Raw genomic sequence first — 23,657 nt, 5'->3', positions numbered from 1 at the left:
AAGTACGGTAATCCGTGATACGGCTCGTAAACCCGTTACCGACTGGCGAGAAAATCACCAGCCGGAACTACCCTTGTTGTACACCTACTGCAAGGAGACGGTCATGACAAACAATCCTCCCTCATCGCGTATCCAGCCAGGCGAGTATGGTTTTCCTCTTAAGCTGAAGCCCCGCTATGACAACTTTATCGGCGGCGACTGGGTGGCGCCCGTCGACGGTGAATACTATTCCAACCTGACGCCCGTTACCGGCCAGCCGCTGTGTGAAATTGCCAGTTCGGGCAAGCGGGATATCGATTTAGCGCTGGATGCGGCGCATAAGGCGAAAGATAAGTGGGGACAAACGTCCGTTCAGGACAGAGCGGCCATTTTGTTCAAAATCGCCGATCGGATGGAGCAGAATCTGGAGCTGCTGGCGACCGCGGAAACGTGGGACAACGGCAAGCCGATCCGGGAAACCATGGCGGCGGACGTGCCGCTGGCGATTGACCATTTCCGCTATTTTGCGTCCTGCATTCGTGCCCAGGAGGGGGGAATAAGTGAAGTTGACAAAGATACCGTGGCGTATCACTTCCACGAGCCGCTCGGCGTGGTGGGGCAAATTATTCCGTGGAACTTCCCGCTGCTGATGGCGAGCTGGAAAATGGCGCCCGCGCTGGCGGCGGGTAACTGCGTGGTGCTGAAACCTGCACGCCTAACGCCGCTTTCGGTACTGCTGCTGATGGAGGTGATTGGCGACCTGTTGCCGCCGGGGGTCATTAACGTGGTCAACGGGGCCGGGGGAGAGATCGGCGAATATCTGGCTACTTCAAAGCGTATTGCTAAAGTGGCGTTTACCGGCTCAACGGAAGTGGGTCAGCAGATCATGCAGTACGCGACCCAGAACATCATTCCGGTCACCCTGGAGCTGGGCGGGAAATCGCCGAACATCTTCTTTGCCGACGTGATGGATGAAGAGGACGCCTTCTTCGACAAAGCGCTGGAAGGGTTTGCGCTGTTCGCGTTCAACCAGGGTGAAGTCTGCACCTGTCCGAGCCGCGCGCTGGTGCAGGAATCCATTTATGAGCGCTTTATGGAGCGGGCGATCCGGCGCGTGGAGTCGATTCGCAGCGGTAATCCGCTGGATAACGTCACCCAGATGGGAGCGCAGGTATCGCATGGCCAGCTGGAAACCATCCTCAACTATATTGATATCGGTAAAAAAGAGGGGGCCGATGTGTTGACCGGCGGTCGTCGTAAGGTGCTGGGCGGCGATTTGCAGGAGGGTTACTACCTTGAGCCGACCATCCTGTTCGGTAAGAACAACATGCGCGTTTTCCAGGAGGAAATTTTTGGACCGGTGCTGGCCGTCACCACGTTTAAAACCATGGACGAGGCGCTGGAGCTCGCCAACGACACGCAGTATGGCCTGGGGGCGGGCGTCTGGAGTCGTAACGGTAATCTGGCCTATAAAATGGGCCGCGGCATTCAGGCCGGACGCGTATGGACAAACTGCTATCACGCCTATCCGGCTCATGCGGCGTTTGGCGGCTACAAGCAGTCGGGCATCGGGCGTGAAACCCATAAGATGATGCTGGAGCACTACCAGCAAACGAAATGTCTGTTAGTCAGCTACTCCGATAAACCGCTGGGGCTGTTTTAATCTCCGGGCTCAGGTCGTCCCGGGTAGGGTGACCTGAGCCGGGTTAAAGCCGGGTGGTGGCTTCGCCTTACCCGGCCTACGAGAGTGTCCGCATTTTTATCTGCAACATGACATGCCTCCTTCTTCTTTTCTCGACGCCTCTTCCTGTTTCGACAAAGCCTGGCTGCACTGCCTTTTTTAATGCGCTAATGTCATTCAATCCAGTAGTGGTGGTGTGTATCATGTGTATAACCAGGGAAGGGTTGGGATGTGAAAAGTGCGGATATCATTGCTGTTCTGGTTAGCCATGGCTGGAAATGTGTAAGAACGAAGGGAAGCCATCATCAGTTTCGCCATCCAGTGCAAAAAGGGTTGGTAACCGTTCCGCATCCTAAAAAGGACATTAAACCGGGCACTCTCGCACAGATCTGGCGACAGGCGGGCATTAAACACTGATATCAGGAGTAGTTATGTTTTATCCGGCTTACATTCATTCTGATTCCGACGGTAGCGCCAGCGGTTTCTTCCCCGACGTTCCGGGATGTTTTTTTGCGGGGGATTCACTTGATGACGCTTTTCAGGATGCACGTGATGCGCTCACGGCGCACTTCGAAGCGCTGTTTGAAATGGATGAAGCATTGCCTCTCCCGGGTAGTGTCGAAGTGCACCTTGAAAATCAACCTGACGACTTCACAGGCGGGCAATGGTTGCTGGTGGATATTAATATGAAGCAATTCGACGGCAGAGCCGAACGCATCAACATCACGATGCCTCGACGTTTGCTGGTGAAGATTGATTCCTTTGTCAGCGAGCATCCTCAATTCGGCAATCGAAGCGCATTTCTGGCCGAGGCAGCACGTCGCGTGCTGCCTCGGTGAAGATTAGATGTAAAGAGCAGCAGTTGCTTTCAGGATATCTGCAAAGGAATAAATATCATCAACTGTAGAAATTGGGTGCCGTGTTTCATTTTTTTCGAGATCAAAGAGCCCGATGTATTTTTGAGTCCGATTAAAATGCAGCCGGCAAAGAGGCTTGCGGTTATTGTCGTCTACAAGAATGCCGCAATAGCTCTTTGTATCTCTATGGGTAATGCGAGGTGCCTCCAACACTGCTCGCGTGATTGCTTTAACAATATGAAAACCTTCCAACTCTTCTAAAGTCGTGATGATTTCACTCTCATCTTTTTGTTCATCATCTTCACTTTGCTGTGTTTCCGTTGGCGCTTCGACGACAGCCGGAGTAATACCTGTAATGGCAGACTTAAGCCTCTCATTAACTTGATCGTTTATGTACTGACTTGCTGCCTTTTTCGTGAGATTTTGAAAAGATTCTCTGACTTTTTGGGTTAGCATTCCGTCATATACTCGCGAAGCAAAAAACTTAACGAAATCGTCTTCTGGATTGTTAAGTTGAGTATGCAATATTCTCTTGATTTGACTAACGTATTTTAATTCTCCAGCCGCGTTTATGATGGATTCAAGATCAAAAGAAGATTTGGTGAGTTTTTTTAATTCAGGTATAACGTTTTCATCAATATCAAGCAGGTCTACTTCTAAAAAAGGTTTCTCATCCATTTTATTAGGAGCATCGAGGTCGGTATAAAATCTGTATATTTGCCCATTCGTTAAGATGGAGATCCTTGCATTTGTAACGTGAAAGTATCTGAAAAGTTGTGAAGCATGATTTATATGCAAAGGCTCACCAATTTTTTTACATTCGATGAGTATTTGCACATCGTTATTTTTCATTATCGCATAGTCAATTTTTTCACCTTTTTTTGTACCGATATCACAAACAAATTCAGGCGTAACCTCTGACGGATCAAATACGTCATAACCTAAAACATTATGAATAAAAGGCATTACAAATGCCGTTTTGGTTGCTTCTTCTGTATTAATTACTTCAATTTGCTGCCTAATTTTAGTAGATAACGCATTTAGTCTTTCTGTAAATTCCATGGGATATCCTTATTTCTTTGCTGTGTGCCTTGATGAAATATCATTAAAATGCATGCCATTCAATAAGCGCTTGTGGGTGGCACCAGTAAAAAAACGTTTCCGGGGTTTGGATCACAGAGTGATTTAAATCATTCAAAGAAAATAAACCCGACAACGCCGAGCTTATTGAGTATATTATATATATAACGATGTATTATTTTTTTAAATTATGCCCTCATCCATCCATATCCGCATTTCCCCTTCTCCCCGGTTTGCCCAGCTAAACCACGGAATAAAGGTCAGGGTCCGGGGCTGACGTTCTACCGGCGAGTGGTCGTACTGCCATAGGGCATCAGTGTCCTTCGCCTGACACCCGATCTCTTCCGCCTGTATCAGCATCTTGTGCGCGAAAATGCCTTTGCCTTCGAAGACCCGAAACGCGCTGTCCTGGGGCAAAGAAAGGTTATGCAGATTTGCGCCGTTATCGGCTTCTTCCAGGCAGTAAACCAGCGGTCCACGCTGCAATGCGACTTTCCTCGCCTGCTGGCGCACCTGCGGGTTGCCGTACACACGGCGGACCGGCATCGGTAACGTCAGCGTGGACTGCCCCTGTCCACTTCGCAGCTGGCAAAAGAGCTGCACTGCAACGCAGATTACCTGGGGCGAGTATTTCGTCGGACGTTTCATTTAACCCTGACGGAGGCAATTCACCGCCAGCGCGTCAGGGCCGCTGAAAAACTGCTGCTGAACGATGCGGCCTCATTAACTGAAGTGGCCGCCCGGTGCGGTTTTAATGACGTGGGTTATTTCCGGCAAATATTCTCAAAACATACCGGGTTAACGCCCGCCGTCTGGAAACGGCGGTACTGTAAAGAGCATATTAATTCCGGATGATCACTGGCCGTAATAGGCATTTGCGCCATGCTTGCGCAGGTAATGCTTATCCAGCAATTCCTGCTGCATAACCGGAAGCTGAGGTGCAAGCTGGCGCGAGAAAAGCCCCATATAGGCGCACTCTTCCAGCACCACGGCATTGTGTACCGCATCGGCAGCGTCTTTGCCCCAGGCAAACGGGCCGTGAGAATGAACCAGCACCGCCGGGACCTGCATCGGGCTTATGTCGCGCTCCTCGAAGGTTTTGATAATGACTTCCCCCGTCTGGTATTCATATTCACCCGCGATTTCAGCCGTGGTCATCAGCCGCGTGCAGGGGATCGCACCGTAAAAATAGTCCGCGTGCGTCGTTCCCCACGCGGGTAAATCTTGCCCCGCCTGCGACCAGATGGTGGCGTGGCGGGAATGGGTATGCACAATGCCGCCAATTTCCGGGTAACGACGATACAGCGCGAGATGGGTCGGGGTGTCGGAGGAGGGTTTTTTACTCCCCTCGACCACTTTACCCGTGGCGATATTTACCACCACCATATCTTCTGCGTTCATCACGTCGTACTCCACGCCGGATGGTTTGATCACCATCATGCCGCTGGCACGGTCAACCGCGCTGACGTTGCCCCAGGTGAACGTCACCAGCTGGTGGGCGGGCAGGGCGAGATTTGCCGCCAGCACCTCGGCTTTGAGTTGTTCTAACATGTCATGCCTCCTTCCTGCATTCGGGCTTCAATCCAGCGGCGCGCCTGGATGATCTCCAGCACCGGCTCTTTGGCTTTCTCGGTCCACATTTCAATCAGAAATGCGCCGCGATAATTAAGTTGATTCAGCGTGTTAAACACGCCAACGAAATCGACGCAGCCCTCGCCAAACGGCACGTCGCGGAACTGTCCGGGGCTTTGCTCGGTAACGGGCCGGGTATCTTTCAGGTGGATAGCGGCGATGCGGTCAATGCCCAGCGTCAGCTCGGCGGTGACGTCGTTGCCCCACGCGCTCAGGTTGCCGACGTCCGGGTAAACGCTGAACCACGGCGAGGCGAGCATGTCGTCCCACTTTTTCCACTTGCTGATGGAGTTCATAAACGCAGTGTCCATGATCTCTACCGCCAGCATTACCTGCGCGGCTGCAGCCTGCTCTACGGCCCACGCCAGCCCTTCGGCAAAGCGCTGTTGCGTGCCCTCGTCGTGCTCCTCGTAGTACACGTCATAACCCGCAAGCTGGATGGTGCGAATACCCAAATCACGGGCCAGCCGGATGGCTTTGGTCATGATCTCGCGGGCGCGTTCGCGCACGATTTCATCGCGGCTGCCAAACGGGAAGCGACGATGGGCAGATAAGCACATCGACGGGATGGCCACGCCGGTCTCCAGCATCGCTTCCACAAGAGAGGCGCGCTGCGTGGTACTCCATTCAAGGCGCGATAAACGCTCGTCGGTCTCATCCACCGACATCTCCACAAAATCGAAGCCGCAGCTTTTTGCCAGAACCAGGCGCTCCGGCCAGGAGAGATCTTTTGGCAGCGCTTTTTCGTAAATGCCTAACGGATGCTGACGCATGGTTACTCTCCCCAGATGTCGCGGATTTGCGAATGGAATGCCTGTGCCACCTGCGGCGGATTATCGGCGCCTGCCAGCGCGCGCCCGGCAATGAAGGCTTTGACGTTGATCTGCTTAAACAGCGACAGGTCAGCGGGGGTGATACCGCCAGTTATAGAAAGCTGCAAACCGATATCGGACAGCGCCTTCATTTTGCTGAGATCCGCCTCACCCCACTGCTGGCCGCTGGCCTGTGCGTCGCGCCCGCGGTGGTAAATCGCCTGCTTCACCCCGATGCGATGCCACGCGCGCGCGTCGTCCAGCGTCCAGTTGCCAAACAGCTCCATCTGGATCTCGCCGCCGCCGCGTAGTGCGACCTCGTGACCACGTTCAACGGTGGCCAGCGGGGCGGCACAGATGATGGTCATCCAGTTTGCGCCTGCGCCAAACGCCTGATCAGCCAGCGTTTCTCCGGCATCGGCGACTTTCCAGTCCGCCACGATAATTTTATCCGGACACTGCGCACGCAGGGCGCGAACGGCGTTTAGCCCTTCGGTCAGGCATAGAATGGTGCCGGCTTCGACGATGTCGACGTGATCGGAAAGCGTCGCGACATCGCGCTGCGCGGCCTGAAGCGAGGTGTGGTCGAGCGCCAGCTGCAATAATGGTCGGCTCATAGGTCGTACTCCTTAACACGGGCGTGATAGCCCTGTAATGCTGAAATCAGTAGCTGGTAACGGTTATATTTGCGCTGGTAGGCGGCATGGGCACGCATGTCAGGTTCAATCATCCGGATGTCATGCCTGAGGGCGCGCTGAGCGGCGTAAAAATCGGGATAAAGGCCTGTACCGACGAGCGCGGCCAGCGCCGCACCGGAACAGCCGGTCTCTTCCACCTGCGGGAGTTCAATCGCCAGGCCGCTGACGTCCGCGAGCATCTGCATCCACACGTCCGAATGGGTTGGGCCGCCCGTCACGCGCAGGGCCTGCACGTGGGGAAAGCGTTCGAGCATACGGTTGAGGTGGGTCATGTGGCTGAATACCACCCCTTCATAAACCGCCTGGAGGAGGTGCGCGCGGGTATGCAGCGCCTGCAAGCCATAGAAGCCGCTGGTCATCTCCAGCCCGGCGTTGCTGCCGTAGAGGAAAGGCAGGAAGAACACATCGCTTTCAGCTTTTGGCAGGCTGGCCACGGCGTGGTTAATCTCATCGAATGACATATCGCCCCATTGGGCCGTCAGCCATTCCAGGTTGCCGGACGACGTGGGGCTGGCTTCATGAACGATGAACTGCTGCGGATGGACGTAGCGGCCATAGACGTAGGGGAAAGGCTCGTTGTCGCGGATGCCGTGGACAATCCCACTGGTTACGGCCCAGGTCCCCATTACGGCATTCAGCGTATGTTCGTCATGCAGCCCGGCGCAGATCGCGGTGGAAACCACATCAAACAGTCCACCAACGACGGGAGTACCCGCCGTGAGACCGGTCAGTGCGGCTGCCTGAGCGGTGATTTCCCCGCAAATTTCTGCTGAACCGATAATAGGCGGCAGGGCACCGTCAATGTCGCTGATGCCGAGCCAGCGCGTGAGCTGCGGATCGTACTGCCCGGTATTCATGTTGTAGAGATTGGATTCCGAGATGTTGCTCTCTTCGCAGCCTTTGACCCCGGTCAGACACCAGCGCAGGTAATCGTGCGCCATCATCACGCTGCCAATTTGCTGATACCGCTGAGGCTCGTTCTCTTTAACCCAGCGCAGGAGTGAGGCCGGATGCCCCGTCCACAGCGTCTGGCGAGTATGCGGATAGAGCTTTTCGGGTATACCGTCCTGCTGCCAGCGTTGCACGATCTCCTGCGCACGGCGATCGGAGGAGAGAATGGCGTTACCCAGGGGGCGATCCTGTTTATCGAGCAGAAATAGCCCCTTGCCCTGGGCTGAAATGCCAACGCCTTTGATCTGACCGCCGTCAGCGCCTGAATTTTTGAGCAGCAGGGCGACGGTTTTGTGGCAGTGCTGCCAGAGCTGGTGCATATCCCGCTCGGCGTAGCCGGCGCGTGGGCTGAGCGTGGCCACTGAGCGGCGTTCAATACAGACTTCTTTGCCCTGGCTGTTGTATAAACCGGCTTTCAGATAAGTACCGCCACAATCGATACCCAGCCAGAAGGGCTCTTTTTCACTCATCTTCTTCTCGCTTAATTGCCGGGTGGCGCTTCGCTTACCCGGCCTACGGTTTGGTTTAGTGGGTCAGATGAGGGCCTCAGACCGCACGTTTATGTGGAGTTACCGTGGGGTTGGGCTCTGCTCCGGCATCGCATTTCGCCGGTAACAGCAGGGCCAGCAGCGATGCCAGCGCCAGCGAAACTGCCAGGCAGTAAACGCCTGCGTCTTTGCTGTACAGGGTGATCAGTACGCCTACCGCATAAGGACCGCAGAACCCGCCGAGGTTGCCCAGGGCATTAATCACGCCGCGAGCGCCGCCCGCCATCTCAGCGCTGAACAGACGCGCCGGGATGGTCCAGAACACCCCCGCTGCGGATTGCAGGAAGAAGCCACAGCCCACCAGCGCGGCATAGGCCAGCCAGGTGTGCTCTTTCAGCGCCACGGAGAGGAACATGCAGAGCGCAAAGCCAATCAATGGCAGGGAGACAAACAGCTTGCGCTTGCCGGTGCGGTCAGAGAGCGTAGAGAACAGGAACATGCCGGCAATGGCGCCGATGTAAGGCAGAATGGCGAGCATTCCCACCTGGCCGATGCTGGTGTGTGTCAGTTCTTTCAGAATGGTGGGCAGCCAGAGGGTGTAACCGTAAATGCCAGTCTGGTAGAAGAAGTTGAGGGCGATCAGCTGCCACATGGTTTTGTCAGACAGCACCGCGCTGAGCGAGGCGTTTTTCACCTCTTTACCCGCAATGGCCTGCTGCTCTGCCGCCAGGGTTTGTACCAGGTAGTTTTTCTCGGCCTCAGAGATCCAGCGTGCTTCCTGCGGCCGGTCGTAGACGGTGAACGCCCACAGCACCAGCACAACAACGGACATCAGACCTTCAATAATGAACAGCCAGCGCCAGTCGAGAGCGGTAATAATCCAGCCCGACAGCGGGGCGGTGATGATTCCGGCGATGGGCACGAACATGATCACAATCGCGTTGGCGCGGCCGCGCTCGGCATCCGGGAACCAGTTACTGATCATCGTGAGCACAACGGGCAGCATCCCACCTTCCGCCACGCCGAGTAAGAAGCGCAGTACCAGCAGCTGATACTGGTTGGTCACAAGCCCGGTCAGAACCGAGATCACCGCCCAGGCAACCAGCGACCAGCCGATAAACTTCTTACCGCTGCCGTGCACGGCAATTTTGCCGCCGGGAACTTGCAGGAACAAATAGCCGATAAAAAAGATCCCCCCCGCCAGGCCCGCCATCGTGGCGGAAATGCCCAGCTCTTCATCCATACCGCCGGGCATCGCAAAAGCTATATTTACGCGGTCCATATAGGAAATAATGCAGGCGATAAGAATAGGGGGAATGATCCTTAGCCAGCGCTGGCGCGGAATGTCCGCGTGTAGAGCATTAGAAGAAATATTCATAGTTAATATCTCATTGAAGGTAACCGGAAAATGTATTCTTTATTTTTATTGTGACGCTTTATTCATAGCGCTAATGCCGTCGCGCAAAATAGCGATGCGATGGCTGACGTCAGCATTAGCATTTATTTCCAGTAATTTAATACCGGAGAATTTCAATGTTGCGGCGCTCGCCGCAGTAAACAGCGTTTTTACATGTTCAGTGGACATGAGACTGTCGGCGCAGAACGAAGAAAACGGCGCGTGCAGATCCTGCCATTCTCCATACTCACCGTGAGGGGTCGTGCCCGAAAACATCAGCGCCCCCAGCTTCCCGGCAGCGAGTGCCGCCTGAACATGTTCCAGCGGAAGGGCGGTGTTGCGACCTTCGATGGCCGAACGTGCCCAGTTGATACAGACGCTGATATCGGTCTCTTTCACTACCTCCAGCACCTGCTCTAAGGGCAAGAACCCTTTACGCGGCGCCGGGCCATTCATCGCATCACAGTGTTCCAGCACCAGATCGCAGCCCCAGTCCCAGCTCGCGATTTCCCGTACCGAGCGGGAGAATGATTCTGTCGCTTGCTCGACAGAATCATTACCCGCCTGCGGTGCGGCCTGCATTTCCAGAGCGATCACTTTCCCGGGAAAGCGGGTGTTAACGGCATCAATCTTTTGATGCAGATGGCGGTAATATTCAATGCACGCTTTACGCTGTTCTTCGTCCGCGGACGCCAGGCCAAACGCGCCGTTGCTGCCGCGGCGGCGCATGGTTTCCATAACGGCTGTGACAACGATCTGCCAGTCGCCCGGCGTATGACGAAACAGCCATTCATCACCAAACGGATGGAGATTTTCAAGGCAAGGTTGTTCCAGCCCGCGAATATTTGGCGTGTCGGAAAGTTCCCGCCAGAAGGCGTATTCTTCCTGCTCCCCTTTCTGGTGAAATGAGGGTGCACAGGGGTACGCACCAATAATAAAACCGGTGTTGGTCATTTCGCATTCCTGTATTTATCAGAAAATTAATCTAATTCGCTGATGGCCACTTTCACCACAATTTTACGAATTGCGGATCCCTTGTTTTTAATACAGGCAGGACGGTGAACATCCTGCGGGAAAAATATGGCGTAACTGCCAGGTATCATTTCGATAAATGACTCATGTTCGCTGTCGTGATAAAAAATAATATCCCGTTGCTCCAGCAATGATTCGCTGATTTTGTTATTCCCGGTATCAATAGCAATACCGATTTTTTCTTCGCCCCAGGCCAGAAACTGGATATCCAGATAGCGGCGATGTACTTCAGGGCGGTTCTCGTGTTGTTCCTTTGTGGTGAGGTCGAGAACCTGGGCAAAAATGTTGCGGCCTTCAATTTCGATCACGCCCGGCGCCAGGGTGGTGAAATCCGTGGTACGCAGAAAATTAAGCGCCTTTTCTATCGCCAGCGGCAGGCGACATGGATTTGGCTGTGCAATATGTCCGAATATCATGACCCACTCCTTACAGAGACTGGATTTTCGCCCACACGCTGTCGTCAACCGTGATGCCGTTGCGGCGATTCTCCTCCAGCAGGCGTGTGAACTCATGGCCTGGCAGACGGACGGCGACATTTTCATCAGCGCGTTCTGCGGTGGTGATGAAGTCCATGATGCGCTGTAGTTTGGCATCGCGGGTTGGACCGTCGATCAGGCGATCCACTTCGATGGCGATAAAGATCTGCGATACGCCGTATTCGTCGCTGTTGTCCTGGGTCACTTCCGCGACGGACGCGCCGTCAGAGAGCAGGGTGGCGATCATGTCGAGCACAATCGACAAGCCGGAACCTTTCCAGTAGCCCATGGGCAGAATGCGACGGTTTTTCTCAATCACGCCCGGCTCTCTGGTCAGATTGCCTTCATCGTCAAAGCCGCCGTCGACCGGTAATTCGCGTCCGGCCAGGCGATTCACCTCCAGCATGCCGTAGGAGAACATCGACATCGACATATCGACCATGGTGATTGGATTCGACGGGATAGCGACGATCAGCGGGTTTGTGCCGATGCAGCATTCTTTTGATCCCCACGCGGGCATCACGGCAATAGAGTTGGTCCAGCAGATGCCGATATAGCCTTTCTCCGCCGCCTGCCAGCCGTAGCTGCCGCCGCGCATCCAGTGGTTAGCGTTACGCAGCGCCACCAGGCCGATCCCGTGATCGGACGCCAGCTCGGTAGCACGGTCCATCATCTTCTTCGCCGTCAGGTTGCCGATGGAACGCTGGGCATCCCACTGTTCGATGGCGCCTAATGTCGTTACGCGTTTCGGCTGGGCGTCAGGGATGATGTCGCCTGCGTCAAGCTGCTGAATAAATCGCGGGAAGCGGTTGACGCCGTGTGAATAAACGCCGGACTCCGTGGTGCGGGCGAACATCTCGGCGCAGGCGTCTGCGGTATCCGCTTTTACACCGCGATCGAGCAGAACCCGATTGAACGCCGCTTTCAACTCTTCGAAGGTCACTTTCATCCCTGTTCTCCTGTTTTTTTAGGGGCAAGTGCGAGTGCTTTTTTATCGCTAAATTTCACTATACGAAATCTGATTTCAAATATAACGATCAAATTTTGTCAGATCAACGACATTCACGTTTTTCAAAATCGATTAAAATCAAATGGTTGTGTTTTTTCTGTTGAGATCGTGAACTAAACCACACTTTGCGCTACCATCAGGGCGCGATAAACAGGAGCCATTTGATGAGCATAAAAGAGAGCGAAATGACGCAAGAAAAAGAGAGGCCAGCAGGTAGCCAGAGCTTGTTTCGCGGCCTGATGCTGATTGAAATCCTCAGTAACTATCCGAACGGGTGTCCGCTTGCGCATTTATCAGAACTGGCGGGGCTGAATAAAAGCACCGTGCACCGGTTATTGCAGGGGTTGCAGTCGTGCGGGTACGTGACGCCGGCGCCGGCGGCAGGGAGCTATCGTCTGACCACCAAATTTATCGCCGTCGGGCAAAAGGCGCTTTCATCGCTCAATATTATTCACGTGGCGGCGCCGCACCTCGAGGCGCTGAACATTGCCACCGGCGAAACGGTCAACTTCTCCAGCCGTGAAGATGATCACGCGATCCTGATTTATAAGCTTGAGCCGACAACCGGTATGCTGCGCACGCGCGCATATATCGGCCAGCATATGCCACTCTATTGTTCTGCGATGGGCAAAATCTATATGGCGTTTGGTCATCAGGATTACGTGGCGAGCTACTGGGAAAGCCACCAGGAACAGATCCAACCTTTGACCCGCAACACCATCACCGAACTGAGCGCGATGTATGATGAGCTGGCGGAAATTCGCGATCACAGTATGGCGATGGATAAAGAAGAGAACGAGCTGGGGGTGTCATGTATCGCCGTGCCGGTCTTTGATATTCACGGGCGCGTGCCCTATGCCATCTCCATTTCGCTGTCGACGTCGCGCATGAAGCAGGTGGGTGAGAAAAACTTGCTAAAACCGCTGCGTGGCACGGCGGAAGCTATCTCGAAAGAACTGGGGTTTAACGTGCGCGAGGCGTAACTGATGAACCGATTTATTCTGACGGATCCAGAAAAATGTATCGGGTGCCGCACCTGTGAGGTGGCGTGCATGATGTCGCATCAAAGCAGCGCCACGCCAGAAGCGCTTACGTCACGGATCCGCGTGGTTAAGGGGGGTACCTTCACCACGGCCGTGGGCTGCCACCAGTGTGAAGATGCGCCCTGCGCGAATGTCTGCCCGACGGGGGCCATTCACCGTGCTGCGGGAGCCTGGCTCGTTGAGCAGGCTCGCTGTATCGGCTGCAAAAGCTGTATGGTGGCGTGCCCGTTCGGGGCAATGCAGGTTCGGGTCGTGGAAGATCGCGTTCAGGCGCTGAAATGTGATTTGTGCGCGCATCGCGAGGGCGGTCCCGCCTGCGTCGAAGCCTGTCCCACCCACGCGCTGCGCTGCATAGACCCCGCCAGATTACGCGCGGAACGGCTGCGTAATCTGGCCTGAGGTTTTATTAACCGGCCTCGCGCCAGGCGTTCTCAATCTCTTCGGCGAGAATTTTCACACCCGCTTCGATTTTTTCCGGGTCCGGGACGTAGTTCATGCGCATGCACTGGTGCGTGTGCGGCCACGGCTTATCCAGCCCCGGGAAGAAGTAATCCCCTGGCACCATCAGTACGCCACGTTTTTTCAGACGCTGATAAAGCAGCTCTGTCGTAATGGGCAGATCCTTAAACCACAGCCACAGGAAAATTGCCCCTTCCGGTTTATGGATCAGGCAGCGTTCTTCCGGTAAGTAGCGGCGAAGGATGGCAATAGTTTCCTGAACGCGCTGAGAGTAAAACGGCTTAATCACCTCATTCGACAGGCGCAGCAGGTCGTTACGCCTGATCATCTCGCACATCATCGCCGGGCCGATGCCGCCAGGAGAAAGGCTAATAATGCCGTTCATGTTGGTAATGGCGGTGATGATTTTCTCGTTAGCAATGATAATGCCGCAGCGGCTGCCCGGCAGGCCCAGCTTGGAGAGGCTCATGCAGAGGATGATATTCGGGTTCCATAGCGGACGCGCTTCGCTGAAGATGATCCCCGGGAACGGTACGCCATAGGCGTTATCGATCACCAGCGGGATGCCGTGCTGATTCGCCAGCGCATCCAGCTTCATCAGCTCGTCGTCGGTGATCACGTTGCCCGTCGGGTTGGTGGGACGTGATACGCAGATCATGCCCGTCTCTTCACCGATATGCAGATGTTCAAAATCGACGTGATATTTGAACTGGCCCTCTGGCAGCAACTCGATATTCGGACGTGCGGAAACAAACAGGTCTTCTTCGAGGCCGGCATCGGCATAGCCGATATACTCCGGTGCCAGCGGGAACAGCACTTTTTTCGTGGTGCCGTCGGCGCGGCGTCCGGCGAACAGATTGAATAAGTAGAAAAACGCGCTCTGACTGCCGTTTGTCAGTGCAATATTCTGTGGTTCGATATCCCAACCCAGCGCTTCCCGCAGCATTGCCGCCAGAAGCGTCAGTAGTTCTGTTTTACCCTGAGGGCCGTCGTAATTACATAGCGCATCGGTTGCTTTACCGTTTTCCAGCATCTCTGCCAGCAGCGTCTGGAAGTAGGTGTTCATCTCCGGAATTTGAGCCGGGTTTCCGCCGCCAAGCATGATGGCGCCTGGGGTGCGCAGCCCGTCGTTGAGGTCCTCCATCAGGCGGGTAATGCCTGAATGGCGGGTAAATTTGTCGCCGAATAGTGAAAACGTCATAGCAGGTGATCTGTCGGGCTTAATATGAAAGGCAGTAACCATAACGCCAGCACCGTGTTGGTGCAAATCGGCGGATGTGGTCGGATTTGTTGTTTTATGTGGTAGGTTTGTATTTGTGTGGTGAATTGTTCTGGTGAACGCCCCTCACACCGGCCCTCTCCCCCTGAGGCTGAGAGTTCCCCACAAAATAATGCCTGCACAGACGGCCCCCTCTCCCTTGAGGGAGAGGGCTGGGGTGAGGGGGAACATACGGCTCTGGTGGTCATTCCGTTCACGTTATGTTCCTTGCTACTCTGTCACGACATGAGCGGTGAACGTGCCAGGGTGGCTCAGTCGCCACCACCCTGGCGACCCGGGCTTCCGGCGGAAAATCGCCGCTTCGCGGTGCCTTCGGCTTATTCCTTCCGGCTTATCGGGGACGGGCGGAGGTAACATCCCTGTAAAGCCCGCCCTCTCGGCGCATCCCTGCGCCTCGCCCCGGCCTACAGGAAACGCCTCAGCGATTTACAGCCGGACCGAGGCATCGCTGAAAGCCCTCAGTTATTCTGAGGCAACGTTATAGCTTTTGCTTTCAAATTACTGGGGATCCCTCAGCCCCTGGGGAGAGGGTTAGGGTGAGGGGGTCTATTGATTACCCGCCCACACCACCATCACCTTATCGCCCTTGTGCTCGCGCACAAAGCCGTAGCCCTCTTTCATTGACAGCGTTGTTTGCTTGCCTTCACCCACCGCCGGATGACGGGCGCGGAACTGCCCCAGAAGCTGCCAGTGGGCGACAGTTAACGCCTGTTTACCCGTGACGTCCTGCCAGTTCATATCCGAACGGGTTCCCTGTAGCGGATCGGAGCCCGTCGGGCCGAATGGACGCTCTGATTCATCGCCGTAATAGATCTGGACGCTTCCCGGTGCCAGTAGCAGTAACTCAGCGGCGCGCTGGCCCCCTTCACGGAACAGACGCGTATCATGGGAGGAGAGATAGCTCAGCACATTAAAACTTTGCAGCTTTTCTGCCATTTGCTGCCAGGTCAAATCCATATCGGCCAGACAGTCCACCGCTTTCGCCGCCTGCTCCTGATAGTCAAAGTTGATCATCGCATCGAAGCCGTGGCGGTAATAATCGCTCTGCATCACGCCGTGGCCCCAGGATTCACCGGTCATCCAGAATGGCGCATTGTCGAGTTTTTTGTCCGGGTTGGCGGCTTTCCACGCGGCCAGCGCCTGGCTGGCCTGGTTTTTCAGTTGCTGCCAGGCTTCAGGCTCAACGTGCTTAGCGGTATCGACCCGGAAGCCGTCGATGCCGTAGTCACGTACCCACTGGCTGAGCCAGTGGGTCAGGTAATCTCGCGGCGTGAAATTCGTCATCACTTTCGCGTTGGTGTCGGGCTTGTGTTGATAAAAGTTCGGCAAACCTGACGGGATCTTAGATTCCGTTTTCAGATCCGGCAGGAAGGCCAGCGACATGGTCAGATCGTCAAAGCCCGGGTTGTCATAATCACCGATATCGGTACGGATCCATTTTTTACCCCACCATTTTTCCCATGCGGCTTTGTCACTGAAGTTGATGTAATCGTTGAAGCTGTGCCAGCTTTGACCGGCGCCTGGCTTCCAGTCAGTCCAGCGCTCGCCGAGGGTTTTTTTCAGCTCATCGCCCTGCAAATAGAGCGCGCCAAACTGATACTCCTGCATATCTGCAAGCGTCGCATAACCCGCGTGGTTCATGACAATGTCAAACAGGACGCGGATACCACGCCTGTGCGCGTCGTCGACAAGCTGGCGTAAATCATCTTCGCTGCCCATGTTGGCGTCGAGTTTCGTCCAGTCCTGAGTGTAATAGCCGTGATAGGCGTAGTGGGGGAAATCCCCTTTGGTGCCGCCGCCAACCCAGCCGTGGATCTGCTCCAGCGGCGAGCTTATCCAGAGCGCATTCACGCCCAGCTGCTGAAGGTAATCCAGTTTGCTGGTAAGCCCTTTCAGATCGCCGCCGTGGAAAGTACCAATCTCCTGCATACCGTCTTTATGGCGGCCATAGCTGTTGTCGTTGGTGGGGTCGCCATTCACGAAGCGATCGGTCAGCACGAAATAGACGGTGGCGTTTTGCCAGCTGAACGGCGCGGGTTTGTCCGTCTCGGCGCGCTCAAGCAGTAGCAGACCATTGCTGTTGGCGGCTGGCTGAAGAATTACTTTGCCGTTTTGAACGGTCGCGGTCTGTTTGCTGTAAAAATCACGCACCACCGTGCCTTCCGGAAAGGTGTTAACGACATCGATCGTGAGCGGTTTGCCGTCCCACTTCGGGCACTGGCGGGTAACGTTTGCGACAGGCTGTGGCGCCGCACTTTGTACCGTCAACATCAGCGTCGGCGTTCCCGAGCGCGTATCAATACGCATCTGATAAACGCCGTCACGGAATAACCGCCACTGCGGTGGGGTCCCTTCGCAGGGTTTGAGCGACAGCATCTCGTTGAGTTTAATGGCACCTGTCGGCTGCCAGCACGCGTTATCAAGACTCAACGTCAGCGGGCGGGTACCCTTCGCAAGCGTTGCCTGGCTGGTAAAGACGCCGGTACCTTCAGCGCTAAACGCGTTAAATCCCGGCGATGACCAGTCGGCATGCGCGAATGCGGGTAACATCAGAACAGCTAATGCAGTGCGTTTCATTCCATTTTCCTGTCGCGGCATTTTTGACCAGTGTGCCACTCGGCTCAGGGGAAAAACTCCTCCTCTGAGGCTTTCTGCCAGGAGGACGCGAAGGGATGAGTGATCCCGCGCAAAATTAGGCAGTTATCTGCGATATCGCGCACATTTTTCCAGTGCTGGTGATTTAATGAGCATGTTCCGGATGACATAGTTTCGGAATTGGACTATTTGTATACGTGCTCTTGAGGACTATTTTTGGTATGATTTGAGATTCCGCTCTCAAATTTTTGAAGAAAATAAGGTGTTGGAATGTTTATATCCGACCAGGAGACCTAATGATATCGACTCCCATTCGACGATATGGGGCCGCGATACTCATGTTACTCACCATGGCATTTTCAGGTGAGGTGCTTGCAAAGACGCACGCGGATACAACGAGTAAGAAAGCCCACGTCTTAAAGACGACAAGCAGTAAGGTTAGCAGTAAACAAGAGTATTCTCGCAATAGTGCAAAGAGTAGTTCACTTCCTGATTTGCGAAAATACCCTTCCGGGACACCAAGGAAAAAAGCGTTTCTCCGGACGGTAATGCCTTACATTAAAAGTCAAAATGCCGCGATTACTGCGGATCGTAACTGGCTGATCTCCAAACAGTACGATAGCCGCTGGTCGCCGTCTGAGCGCACTCGCCTGAAAGACATCGCCAAACGCTATAAAGTGAAGTGGAGCGGGAACACGCGTCGTGTGCCGTGGAACACTCTGTTAGAGCGTGTGGACATTATTCCAGGCAGTATGGTCGCGACAATGGCCGCCGCCGAAAGCGGTTGGGGCACCTCGAAGCTGGCGCGCAACAACAACAATCTGTTTGGCATGAAATGCGCAAAAGGTCGTTGTACTAATGCACCCGGCAAGGTGAAAGGCTATTCACAGTTTGAATCGGTGAAAGATTCCGTGAATGCCTATGTGGTGAACCTGAACACCCACCCGGCCTACTCCTCGTTCCGTAAGTCACGCGCTCAGCTGCGTAAGGCGGATCAGGAAGTAACGGCTACGGCGATGATCCACAAGCTGAAAGGTTATTCCACTCAGGGACAGCGTTATAACAATTACCTGTTCTCCATGTACCAGGATAACCAGCGTCTGATTGCCGCACATATGTAATGAAAAACGCCTTCCACTGGAAGGCGTTCTTTTTTCTAGAGCAGGACTTCACTGTACCGTTCCCGGTACTCCTTCGGCGTGGTGTCATACTCTTTTCTGAACACCGAATAGAAATACTGAAGCGACGGATAGCCGCACATCTGTGAAATCTCGTTGATCGACAGCGAGGTGGAGATCAGCAGACTGCGCGCTTTCTCCAGCTTTTCCGCATGGATCACGGCGTGAATCGTCTCACCGACTTCCTCTTTGAACCGCTTCTCCAGATTCGAACGTGAAATGCCGACCGAATCGAGCACCTGATCGACCTTAATCCCTTTGCAGGCATGATTGCGAATGTAGTGCATCGCCTGAATCACGGCCGGATCGTTTAAGGAGCGGTAGTCAGTTGAGCGACGCTCGACCACGCGAACGGGCGGAACCAGCAGACGCTGGAGCGGCAGGGATTCGTTGGCTAACAGTCTGTGCAGCAGCTTTGCGGCCTGATAGCCCATCTGACGGGTACCCTGAGCCACGGATGAGAGCGCCACGCGCGACAGATAGCGCGTAAGCTCTTCGTTATCAATACCAATCACGCACAGCTTTTCAGGCACCGGAATATGCAAATGTTCGCACACCTGTAATACGTGGCGGGCGCGGGCGTCCGTCACGGCGATAATCCCTGTCTGGGGTGGCAGAGTTTGCAGCCAGTCAGCCAGGCGATTTTGTGCGTGCTGCCAGTTTTCTGGCGCGGTTTCCAGCCCCTGATAAACGACGCCGCGATACTTCTCCTGGGCAACCAGCTGGCAGAAGGCATATTCACGCTCCATCGCCCAGCGCTTTCCGCTGGTGGCGGGCAATCCGTAAAACGCAAAACGATGTACGCCTTTCTCCTTTAAATGGAGGAAGGCGGTCTCGACCAGAGCATGGTTATCCGTGGCGATGTAGTGAACGGGGGGGTAATGTTCCGGTGTATGGTAAGAGCCGCCAACGCCCACGATAGGCACGTCGACGCCACTCAGCAACTGTTCAATCACGGGGTCGTCAAAGTCAGCGATGACCCCGTCTCCCAGCCAGTCTTTGATGTTCTCCAGACGGGTACGAAAATCTTCTTCGATGAAAATATCCCATTCGGATTGCGACGCCTGCAAATATTCGCCAACCCCTTCAACCACCTGCCGGTCATAGGCTTTGTTGGCATTGAATAACAACGTAATGCGGTGACGCTTTTCAAACATGGCTCATTTCCCAAATTAGTCACGATAGTGTTATCAGGCGCGCCGCTTGGTGGCAGAGTCCATCCAGACTGCCAGCAAAAGAATGGCACCCTTGACGATATACTGCCAAAACGTCGGCACGTCCATCATACTCATCCCGTTATCCAGCGAAGCCATAATAAATGCGCCCATCACCGCCCCCGCCACGCTGCCAATGCCCCCGGCGAGGCTGGTCCCGCCAATCACGCAGGCGGCGATGGCGTCCAGCTCGGCAATGTTACCCGCAGACGGGGAGCCCGCCCCCAGTCGCGAACTGAGGATCAGCCCCGCGATGGCTACCATCAGGCCGTTGATGGCAAAGACGGCGAGTTTGGTGCGTTCTACGTTGATACCAGATAAACGCGCGGCTTCCAGATTGCCGCCGATGGCATAAATACGGCGACCGAATGCGGTACGTGTGGCCATAAACATCCCACCTAACAGCAACAGCGCCAGCAGCAGAACGGGCGTTGGGACACCGCGATAATCGTTTAACAGCCAGATGGCCCCCAGCACAATCACCGCAGTAAGCGCCTGACGGCCGACAACCGAGGTTGAGGCAGGCGAGGCCAGCCCCAGCGCCTGGCGACGCATGCGTCCTCGCCATTGCCACACGACAAACGCCATCAGCCCAATCACGCCGATCGTAAAACCGACGCCATCAGAGAGGTAGCTTTGGCCAATCTGGGACATCGAGGCGCTGGTCGGGGAGACGGTGGTGCCGTTGGTGATCCCAATCAGAATGCCGCGGAAGGCCAGCATCCCCGCTAAGGTGACGATAAACGACGGGACCTTACGGTAGGCCACCCACCAGCCATTCCACGCCCCCAGCAGCAGACCCAGCACCAGCGTGACCGCAATCGTCAGCGGCAGCGGCCAGCCGAGCCAGACGTCAAAAATTGCCGCCACGCCGCCGAGCAGACCCATCATCGACCCTACCGACAGGTCAATTTCCGCTGAGATAATCACAAAGACCATCCCCACCGCCAGGATCCCGGTGATGGCGGTCTGACGCAGCAGGTTAGAGACGTTACGTGCGCTCAAATAGGAGCCATCGGTCATCCAGGTAAAGAACAACATGATCACGATAATGGCGGCAATCATTACAAAAACTTGCAGATTCAGCGATTTAAGTCCTGCGAACGCACCGGGCGTCGGAACAGCGACTTTGATATCAGACGGGTTGCTTTTCGACATGGCGTTCGCTCCTTAAGGCAGCTTCCATCACCTGCTCTTGCGTCAGGTTCTGGTTGTTCAGGTTGGCTTTGAGTTTCCCTTCATGCATGACCAGCACGCGGTCGCTCAGCCCCAGCACTTCAGGCAATTCGGACGAGATAACAATGACGGCAATCCCTTGCTGCACAAGCTGGTTGATCAGCTTGTAGATTTCATACTTCGCGCCGATATCGATCCCGCGGGTGGGTTCGTCCAGAATTAAAATGCGCGGATTAAGCAGCAGGCAGCGCGCCAGAATCGCTTTCTGCTGGTTGCCGCCGCTCAGGCGTCCTATCGCCAGCTCCGGCGAGGAGGTTTTCACCTTAAGCCGGGCAAGCGACTGGAGAATACACTGCTGTTCTGCGGCATCATCCAGGCTGCTCAGCGCGCCGGAAAACTGGCTGAGCGCCGCCAGCGTGATATTTTTTCCCACCGCCATTACCGGCACGATGCCGTCTTTTTTGCGATCTTCTGGCACCATGGCAATGCCCTTAGCAATAGCCTGCTGGCAGTTGTCGATTTTTACCGGCTGACCGTCGATATAAATTTTGCCTTCCCAGCGCCCCGGCCAGACGCCAAAGAGACACTGCACGGCCTCGGTTCTTCCCGCACCCACTAAACCCGCAATGCCGAGAATTTCGCCGCGGTGCAGCGAGAAGGAGAGGTTATCCACGCGCTTGATATGGCGGTTAACGGGATGCCACGCCGTCAGGTTTTCCACGCGCAGGAGCTCTTCGCCGATGGTGTGCGGTTCGTTGGGATACAGCGCGGTGAGTTCGCGACCCACCATCATGGTGATGATGTCATCCTCGCTCATGCCTTCTGCTTCACGCGTGCCGATGTGCTGCCCGTCGCGGATGACGCAGATGGTGTCGGAAATGGCTTTCACCTCATTGAGCTTGTGCGAAATATAGATGCAGGCGATACCGTGGTTTTGCAGATCGCGGATGATATTGAGCAGTACGGCGGTTTCCTGTTCGGTGAGTGAGGCGGTTGGTTCGTCGAGGATCAGCAGGCGCACCTGTTTGTTCAGCGCCTTGGCGATCTCGACCAGCTGCTGCTGGCCTAAACCTAAGTCGCCCACGCGCGTATCCGGTGAGATAGCCAGGCTCACCTGAGCCAGCAGTTTTTCGCAGCGCAGCGTCATGGTGTCGTAATCCAGTACGCCGTGGCGTGAGAGTTCGGCACCGAGAAAGATATTTTCCAGCACGGTAAGGTGCTTCACCAGCGCCAGCTCCTGGTGAATGATAGCGATGCCTTTACGTTCGGTATCGCGAATGTGCGTGGCCTGGAGCACCTCACCGGCAAAAACGATTTCGCCCTCGTAGCTGCCGTGCGGGTAGATCCCGCACAACACTTTCATCAGCGTGGATTTTCCCGAGCCATTTTCGCCGCACAGCGACATCACTTCGCCGGGATTCAGCCGCAGGCTTACGTTATCGACTGCTTTCACCGCCCCGAAGGCTTTGGTGATGCTTTTCATTTCAAGTAAATAAGACATAACTGCTCCGCATAGCCCAACAGATGAACAGGGCAGGTCAATGCGCCCCTGCCGGGCAGGGGCTGCGCTGGATTACAGTTCACTCTTCTTATGGAAACCGTCTTTCACCACGGTGGCGTCAATATTCTCTTTGTTGACTTCGATAGGGGTAAGCAGGCGAGCAGGTACGTCTTTCAGGCCGTTATTTAACGTCGCGTCTGCTTTAGGTTGCTGGCCATTGCCCAGCTCAACGGCAATTTCGGCGGCCGTATTGGCAAGCTCGGTAATGGGCTTATACACCGTCATGGTCTGGGTACCCGCGATGATGCGTTTTACACCCGCAAGGTCGGCGTCCTGTCCGGAAATAGCGACTTTCCCGGCCAGACCCTGCGCGCTCAGCGCCTGAATGGCGCCACCCGCAGTGGCATCGTTAGAGGCCACCACCGCATCGATTTTGTTGTTATTTGCGGTCAACGCGTTTTCCATAATTTTCAGCGCGTTTTCCGGTAACCAACCGTCAGCCCACTGGTCGCCGACGACTTTAATTTTGCCCTCGTCGATATACGGCTTCAGCACTTTCATTTGTCCCTGGCGGAACAGTTTGGCGTTGTTATCCACAGGCGAGCCGCCCATCAGGAAATAATTCCCTTGTGGCACTTTTGCGACCAGGCTTTTAGCCTGTAATTCGCCCACCTTTTCATTGTCGAACGAAATATAATAATCAATATCGGCATTATTAATCATGCGGTCATAAGCCAGGACTTTTATCCCTTCCTGTTTCGCTTCTTTCACCACGTTGCTTAATACCTGGCCGTTATACGGGATAATGACCAGCACATCGACGCCACGGTTGATCATATTCTCGATTTGCGACATTTGCGTCTCTTCGTTGCCGTTAGCGGACTGAACGAACACCTCCGCGCCGAGAGATTCCGCTTTTTTAACAAAGATATCGCGATCTTTTTGCCAGCGCTCCAGGCGTAAGTCATCAATCGCCATGCCGATTTTGACCTCTTTGGCGTGTCCGGCAAAGCTTGCAAGCAGGAGAGTAGTGCAGAGCGTTAGGGTCAGGTTCTTTATCTTCATAATTATTAGGCCTTTTTGTAGGGGTATGTGTAGCTGAGATAAAAGAAACGTTCACT

The 23,657-nt window shown here is 54.8% G+C and carries 21 protein-coding genes and 2 pseudogenes; 7 read left to right on the top strand and 16 right to left on the bottom strand.

Annotated features, from left to right (window positions below):
* The first annotated feature begins 103 nt into the window (after positions 1-103).
* From aldB to ACQG1Y_RS22665, 3 genes are all read left to right on the top strand, one after another.
* Positions 104-1,642 carry an aldehyde dehydrogenase AldB gene (gene aldB, locus ACQG1Y_RS22675; protein WP_006808612.1) on the top strand — a complete coding sequence of 513 codons (1,539 nt, stop codon included), beginning with the start codon at positions 104-106 and terminating at the stop codon, positions 1,640-1,642.
* A gap of 249 nt (positions 1,643-1,891) precedes the next feature.
* On the top strand, positions 1,892-2,077 hold the full coding sequence (locus tag ACQG1Y_RS22670) for a type II toxin-antitoxin system HicA family toxin (protein WP_071788668.1): 186 nt from the start codon (positions 1,892-1,894) through the stop codon (positions 2,075-2,077).
* Positions 2,078-2,091: 14 nt separating this feature from the next.
* On the top strand, positions 2,092-2,499 hold the full coding sequence (locus ACQG1Y_RS22665; RefSeq protein ID WP_032651934.1) for a type II toxin-antitoxin system HicB family antitoxin: 408 nt from the start codon (positions 2,092-2,094) through the stop codon (positions 2,497-2,499).
* A 3-nt stretch (positions 2,500-2,502) separates the two neighbouring features.
* Here the strand turns inward: ACQG1Y_RS22665 and ACQG1Y_RS22660 are convergent, their stop codons facing one another.
* Both ACQG1Y_RS22660 and ACQG1Y_RS22655 read right to left on the bottom strand, forming a co-directional pair.
* A complete protein-coding gene (locus ACQG1Y_RS22660; protein ID WP_047354172.1) occupies positions 2,503-3,579 on the bottom strand; it encodes a type I restriction endonuclease in 1,077 nt (358 codons plus the stop codon).
* Between the two features lie 201 nt (positions 3,580-3,780).
* Positions 3,781-4,158 (bottom strand): annotated as a pseudogene (locus ACQG1Y_RS22655) (glycoside hydrolase family 127 protein); the annotation flags it as partial.
* A 6-nt stretch (positions 4,159-4,164) separates the two neighbouring features.
* Between ACQG1Y_RS22655 and ACQG1Y_RS22650 the strand changes: the two are divergent.
* Positions 4,165-4,452: pseudogene (locus ACQG1Y_RS22650) on the top strand (helix-turn-helix transcriptional regulator); the annotation flags it as partial.
* Here the strand turns inward: ACQG1Y_RS22650 and araD are convergent.
* The 8 genes from araD to yiaK all read right to left on the bottom strand — a co-directional run bounded on the left by araD (position 4,453) and on the right by yiaK (position 12,031).
* A complete protein-coding gene (araD, locus tag ACQG1Y_RS22645; protein ID WP_015572759.1) occupies positions 4,453-5,148 on the bottom strand; it encodes an L-ribulose-5-phosphate 4-epimerase in 696 nt (231 codons plus the stop codon). It lies immediately after the preceding pseudogene.
* Complete coding sequence (locus ACQG1Y_RS22640; RefSeq protein ID WP_017693794.1) at positions 5,142-6,002, bottom strand: L-ribulose-5-phosphate 3-epimerase; 861 nt, start codon at positions 6,000-6,002, stop codon at positions 5,142-5,144. The genes araD and ACQG1Y_RS22640 overlap by 7 nt, the downstream gene beginning before the upstream one ends.
* 2 nt (positions 6,003-6,004) lie before the next feature.
* Complete coding sequence (gene ulaD / locus ACQG1Y_RS22635) at positions 6,005-6,658, bottom strand: 3-keto-L-gulonate-6-phosphate decarboxylase UlaD (protein WP_015572757.1); 654 nt, start codon at positions 6,656-6,658, stop codon at positions 6,005-6,007.
* The gene (locus tag ACQG1Y_RS22630; protein ID WP_368740875.1) at positions 6,655-8,160 is read right to left on the bottom strand and encodes an FGGY-family carbohydrate kinase; all 1,506 of its coding nucleotides are present in this window, start codon (positions 8,158-8,160) and stop codon (positions 6,655-6,657) included. Before ACQG1Y_RS22630 ends, ulaD begins: the two co-directional genes overlap by 4 nt.
* 76 nt (positions 8,161-8,236) lie before the next feature.
* Positions 8,237-9,556 carry an MFS transporter gene (locus ACQG1Y_RS22625; protein ID WP_045334691.1) on the bottom strand — a complete coding sequence of 440 codons (1,320 nt, stop codon included), beginning with the start codon at positions 9,554-9,556 and terminating at the stop codon, positions 8,237-8,239.
* 45 nt (positions 9,557-9,601) lie between these two features.
* Entirely contained in the window at positions 9,602-10,528 is a 927-nt protein-coding gene (locus ACQG1Y_RS22620; RefSeq protein ID WP_032103938.1) for a DUF4862 family protein, read from the bottom strand.
* Positions 10,529-10,554: 26 nt separating this feature from the next.
* Complete coding sequence (locus ACQG1Y_RS22615; RefSeq protein ID WP_015572753.1) at positions 10,555-11,022, bottom strand: YhcH/YjgK/YiaL family protein; 468 nt, start codon at positions 11,020-11,022, stop codon at positions 10,555-10,557.
* A gap of 10 nt (positions 11,023-11,032) precedes the next feature.
* The gene (gene yiaK / locus ACQG1Y_RS22610) at positions 11,033-12,031 is read right to left on the bottom strand and encodes a 3-dehydro-L-gulonate 2-dehydrogenase (protein ID WP_015572752.1); all 999 of its coding nucleotides are present in this window, start codon (positions 12,029-12,031) and stop codon (positions 11,033-11,035) included.
* Positions 12,032-12,255: 224 nt separating this feature from the next.
* Here yiaK and yiaJ point away from each other — a divergent pair, with 224 nt between their 5' ends.
* Both yiaJ and ACQG1Y_RS22600 read left to right on the top strand, forming a co-directional pair.
* Positions 12,256-13,074, top strand: a complete 819-nt coding sequence (yiaJ, locus tag ACQG1Y_RS22605) for an IclR family transcriptional regulator YiaJ (protein ID WP_032651920.1) — start codon at positions 12,256-12,258, stop codon at positions 13,072-13,074.
* A gap of 3 nt (positions 13,075-13,077) precedes the next feature.
* Entirely contained in the window at positions 13,078-13,533 is a 456-nt protein-coding gene (locus ACQG1Y_RS22600) for a 4Fe-4S dicluster domain-containing protein (RefSeq protein WP_023295598.1), read from the top strand.
* A gap of 7 nt (positions 13,534-13,540) precedes the next feature.
* Here ACQG1Y_RS22600 and avtA read toward each other — a convergent pair whose 3' ends face one another.
* Together avtA and ACQG1Y_RS22590 are read right to left on the bottom strand one after the other, a co-directional pair.
* The gene (gene avtA / locus ACQG1Y_RS22595) at positions 13,541-14,794 is read right to left on the bottom strand and encodes a valine--pyruvate transaminase (RefSeq protein WP_015572749.1); all 1,254 of its coding nucleotides are present in this window, start codon (positions 14,792-14,794) and stop codon (positions 13,541-13,543) included.
* 624 nt (positions 14,795-15,418) lie between these two features.
* On the bottom strand, positions 15,419-17,449 hold the full coding sequence (locus ACQG1Y_RS22590; RefSeq protein ID WP_015572748.1) for an alpha-amylase: 2,031 nt from the start codon (positions 17,447-17,449) through the stop codon (positions 15,419-15,421).
* A 314-nt stretch (positions 17,450-17,763) separates the two neighbouring features.
* Between ACQG1Y_RS22590 and ACQG1Y_RS22585 the strand changes: the two genes are divergently transcribed.
* Positions 17,764-18,588, top strand: coding sequence for a protein bax (locus ACQG1Y_RS22585; RefSeq protein ID WP_071964006.1), 825 nt, complete (start codon positions 17,764-17,766; stop codon positions 18,586-18,588).
* 35 nt (positions 18,589-18,623) lie between these two features.
* Here ACQG1Y_RS22585 and xylR read toward each other — a convergent pair whose 3' ends face one another.
* The 4 genes from xylR to xylF all read right to left on the bottom strand — a co-directional run bounded on the left by xylR (position 18,624) and on the right by xylF (position 23,601).
* Positions 18,624-19,802 (bottom strand): D-xylose utilization transcriptional activator XylR, encoded by a 1,179-nt coding sequence (gene xylR, locus ACQG1Y_RS22580; RefSeq protein ID WP_032620462.1) that lies wholly within the window; start codon positions 19,800-19,802, stop codon positions 18,624-18,626.
* 33 nt (positions 19,803-19,835) lie between these two features.
* Positions 19,836-21,017, bottom strand: a complete 1,182-nt coding sequence (gene xylH, locus ACQG1Y_RS22575; protein WP_063135492.1) for a xylose ABC transporter permease XylH — start codon at positions 21,015-21,017, stop codon at positions 19,836-19,838.
* A complete protein-coding gene (locus tag ACQG1Y_RS22570) occupies positions 20,995-22,536 on the bottom strand; it encodes a xylose ABC transporter ATP-binding protein (RefSeq protein ID WP_015572746.1) in 1,542 nt (513 codons plus the stop codon). The genes xylH and ACQG1Y_RS22570 overlap by 23 nt, the downstream gene beginning before the upstream one ends.
* 72 nt (positions 22,537-22,608) lie before the next feature.
* On the bottom strand, positions 22,609-23,601 hold the full coding sequence (gene xylF, locus ACQG1Y_RS22565; protein WP_006808602.1) for a D-xylose ABC transporter substrate-binding protein: 993 nt from the start codon (positions 23,599-23,601) through the stop codon (positions 22,609-22,611).
* Between the last annotated feature and the right edge of the window lie 56 nt (positions 23,602-23,657).

It is taken from the genome of Enterobacter cloacae complex sp. 397G4 (assembly GCF_050031515.1).
GTDB classification, from domain to species: Bacteria; Pseudomonadota; Gammaproteobacteria; order Enterobacterales; family Enterobacteriaceae; genus Enterobacter; species Enterobacter hormaechei_C.
Note: the sequence above shows the minus strand (reverse complement) of the source record. Positions and strands in the feature narration are given on the sequence as shown.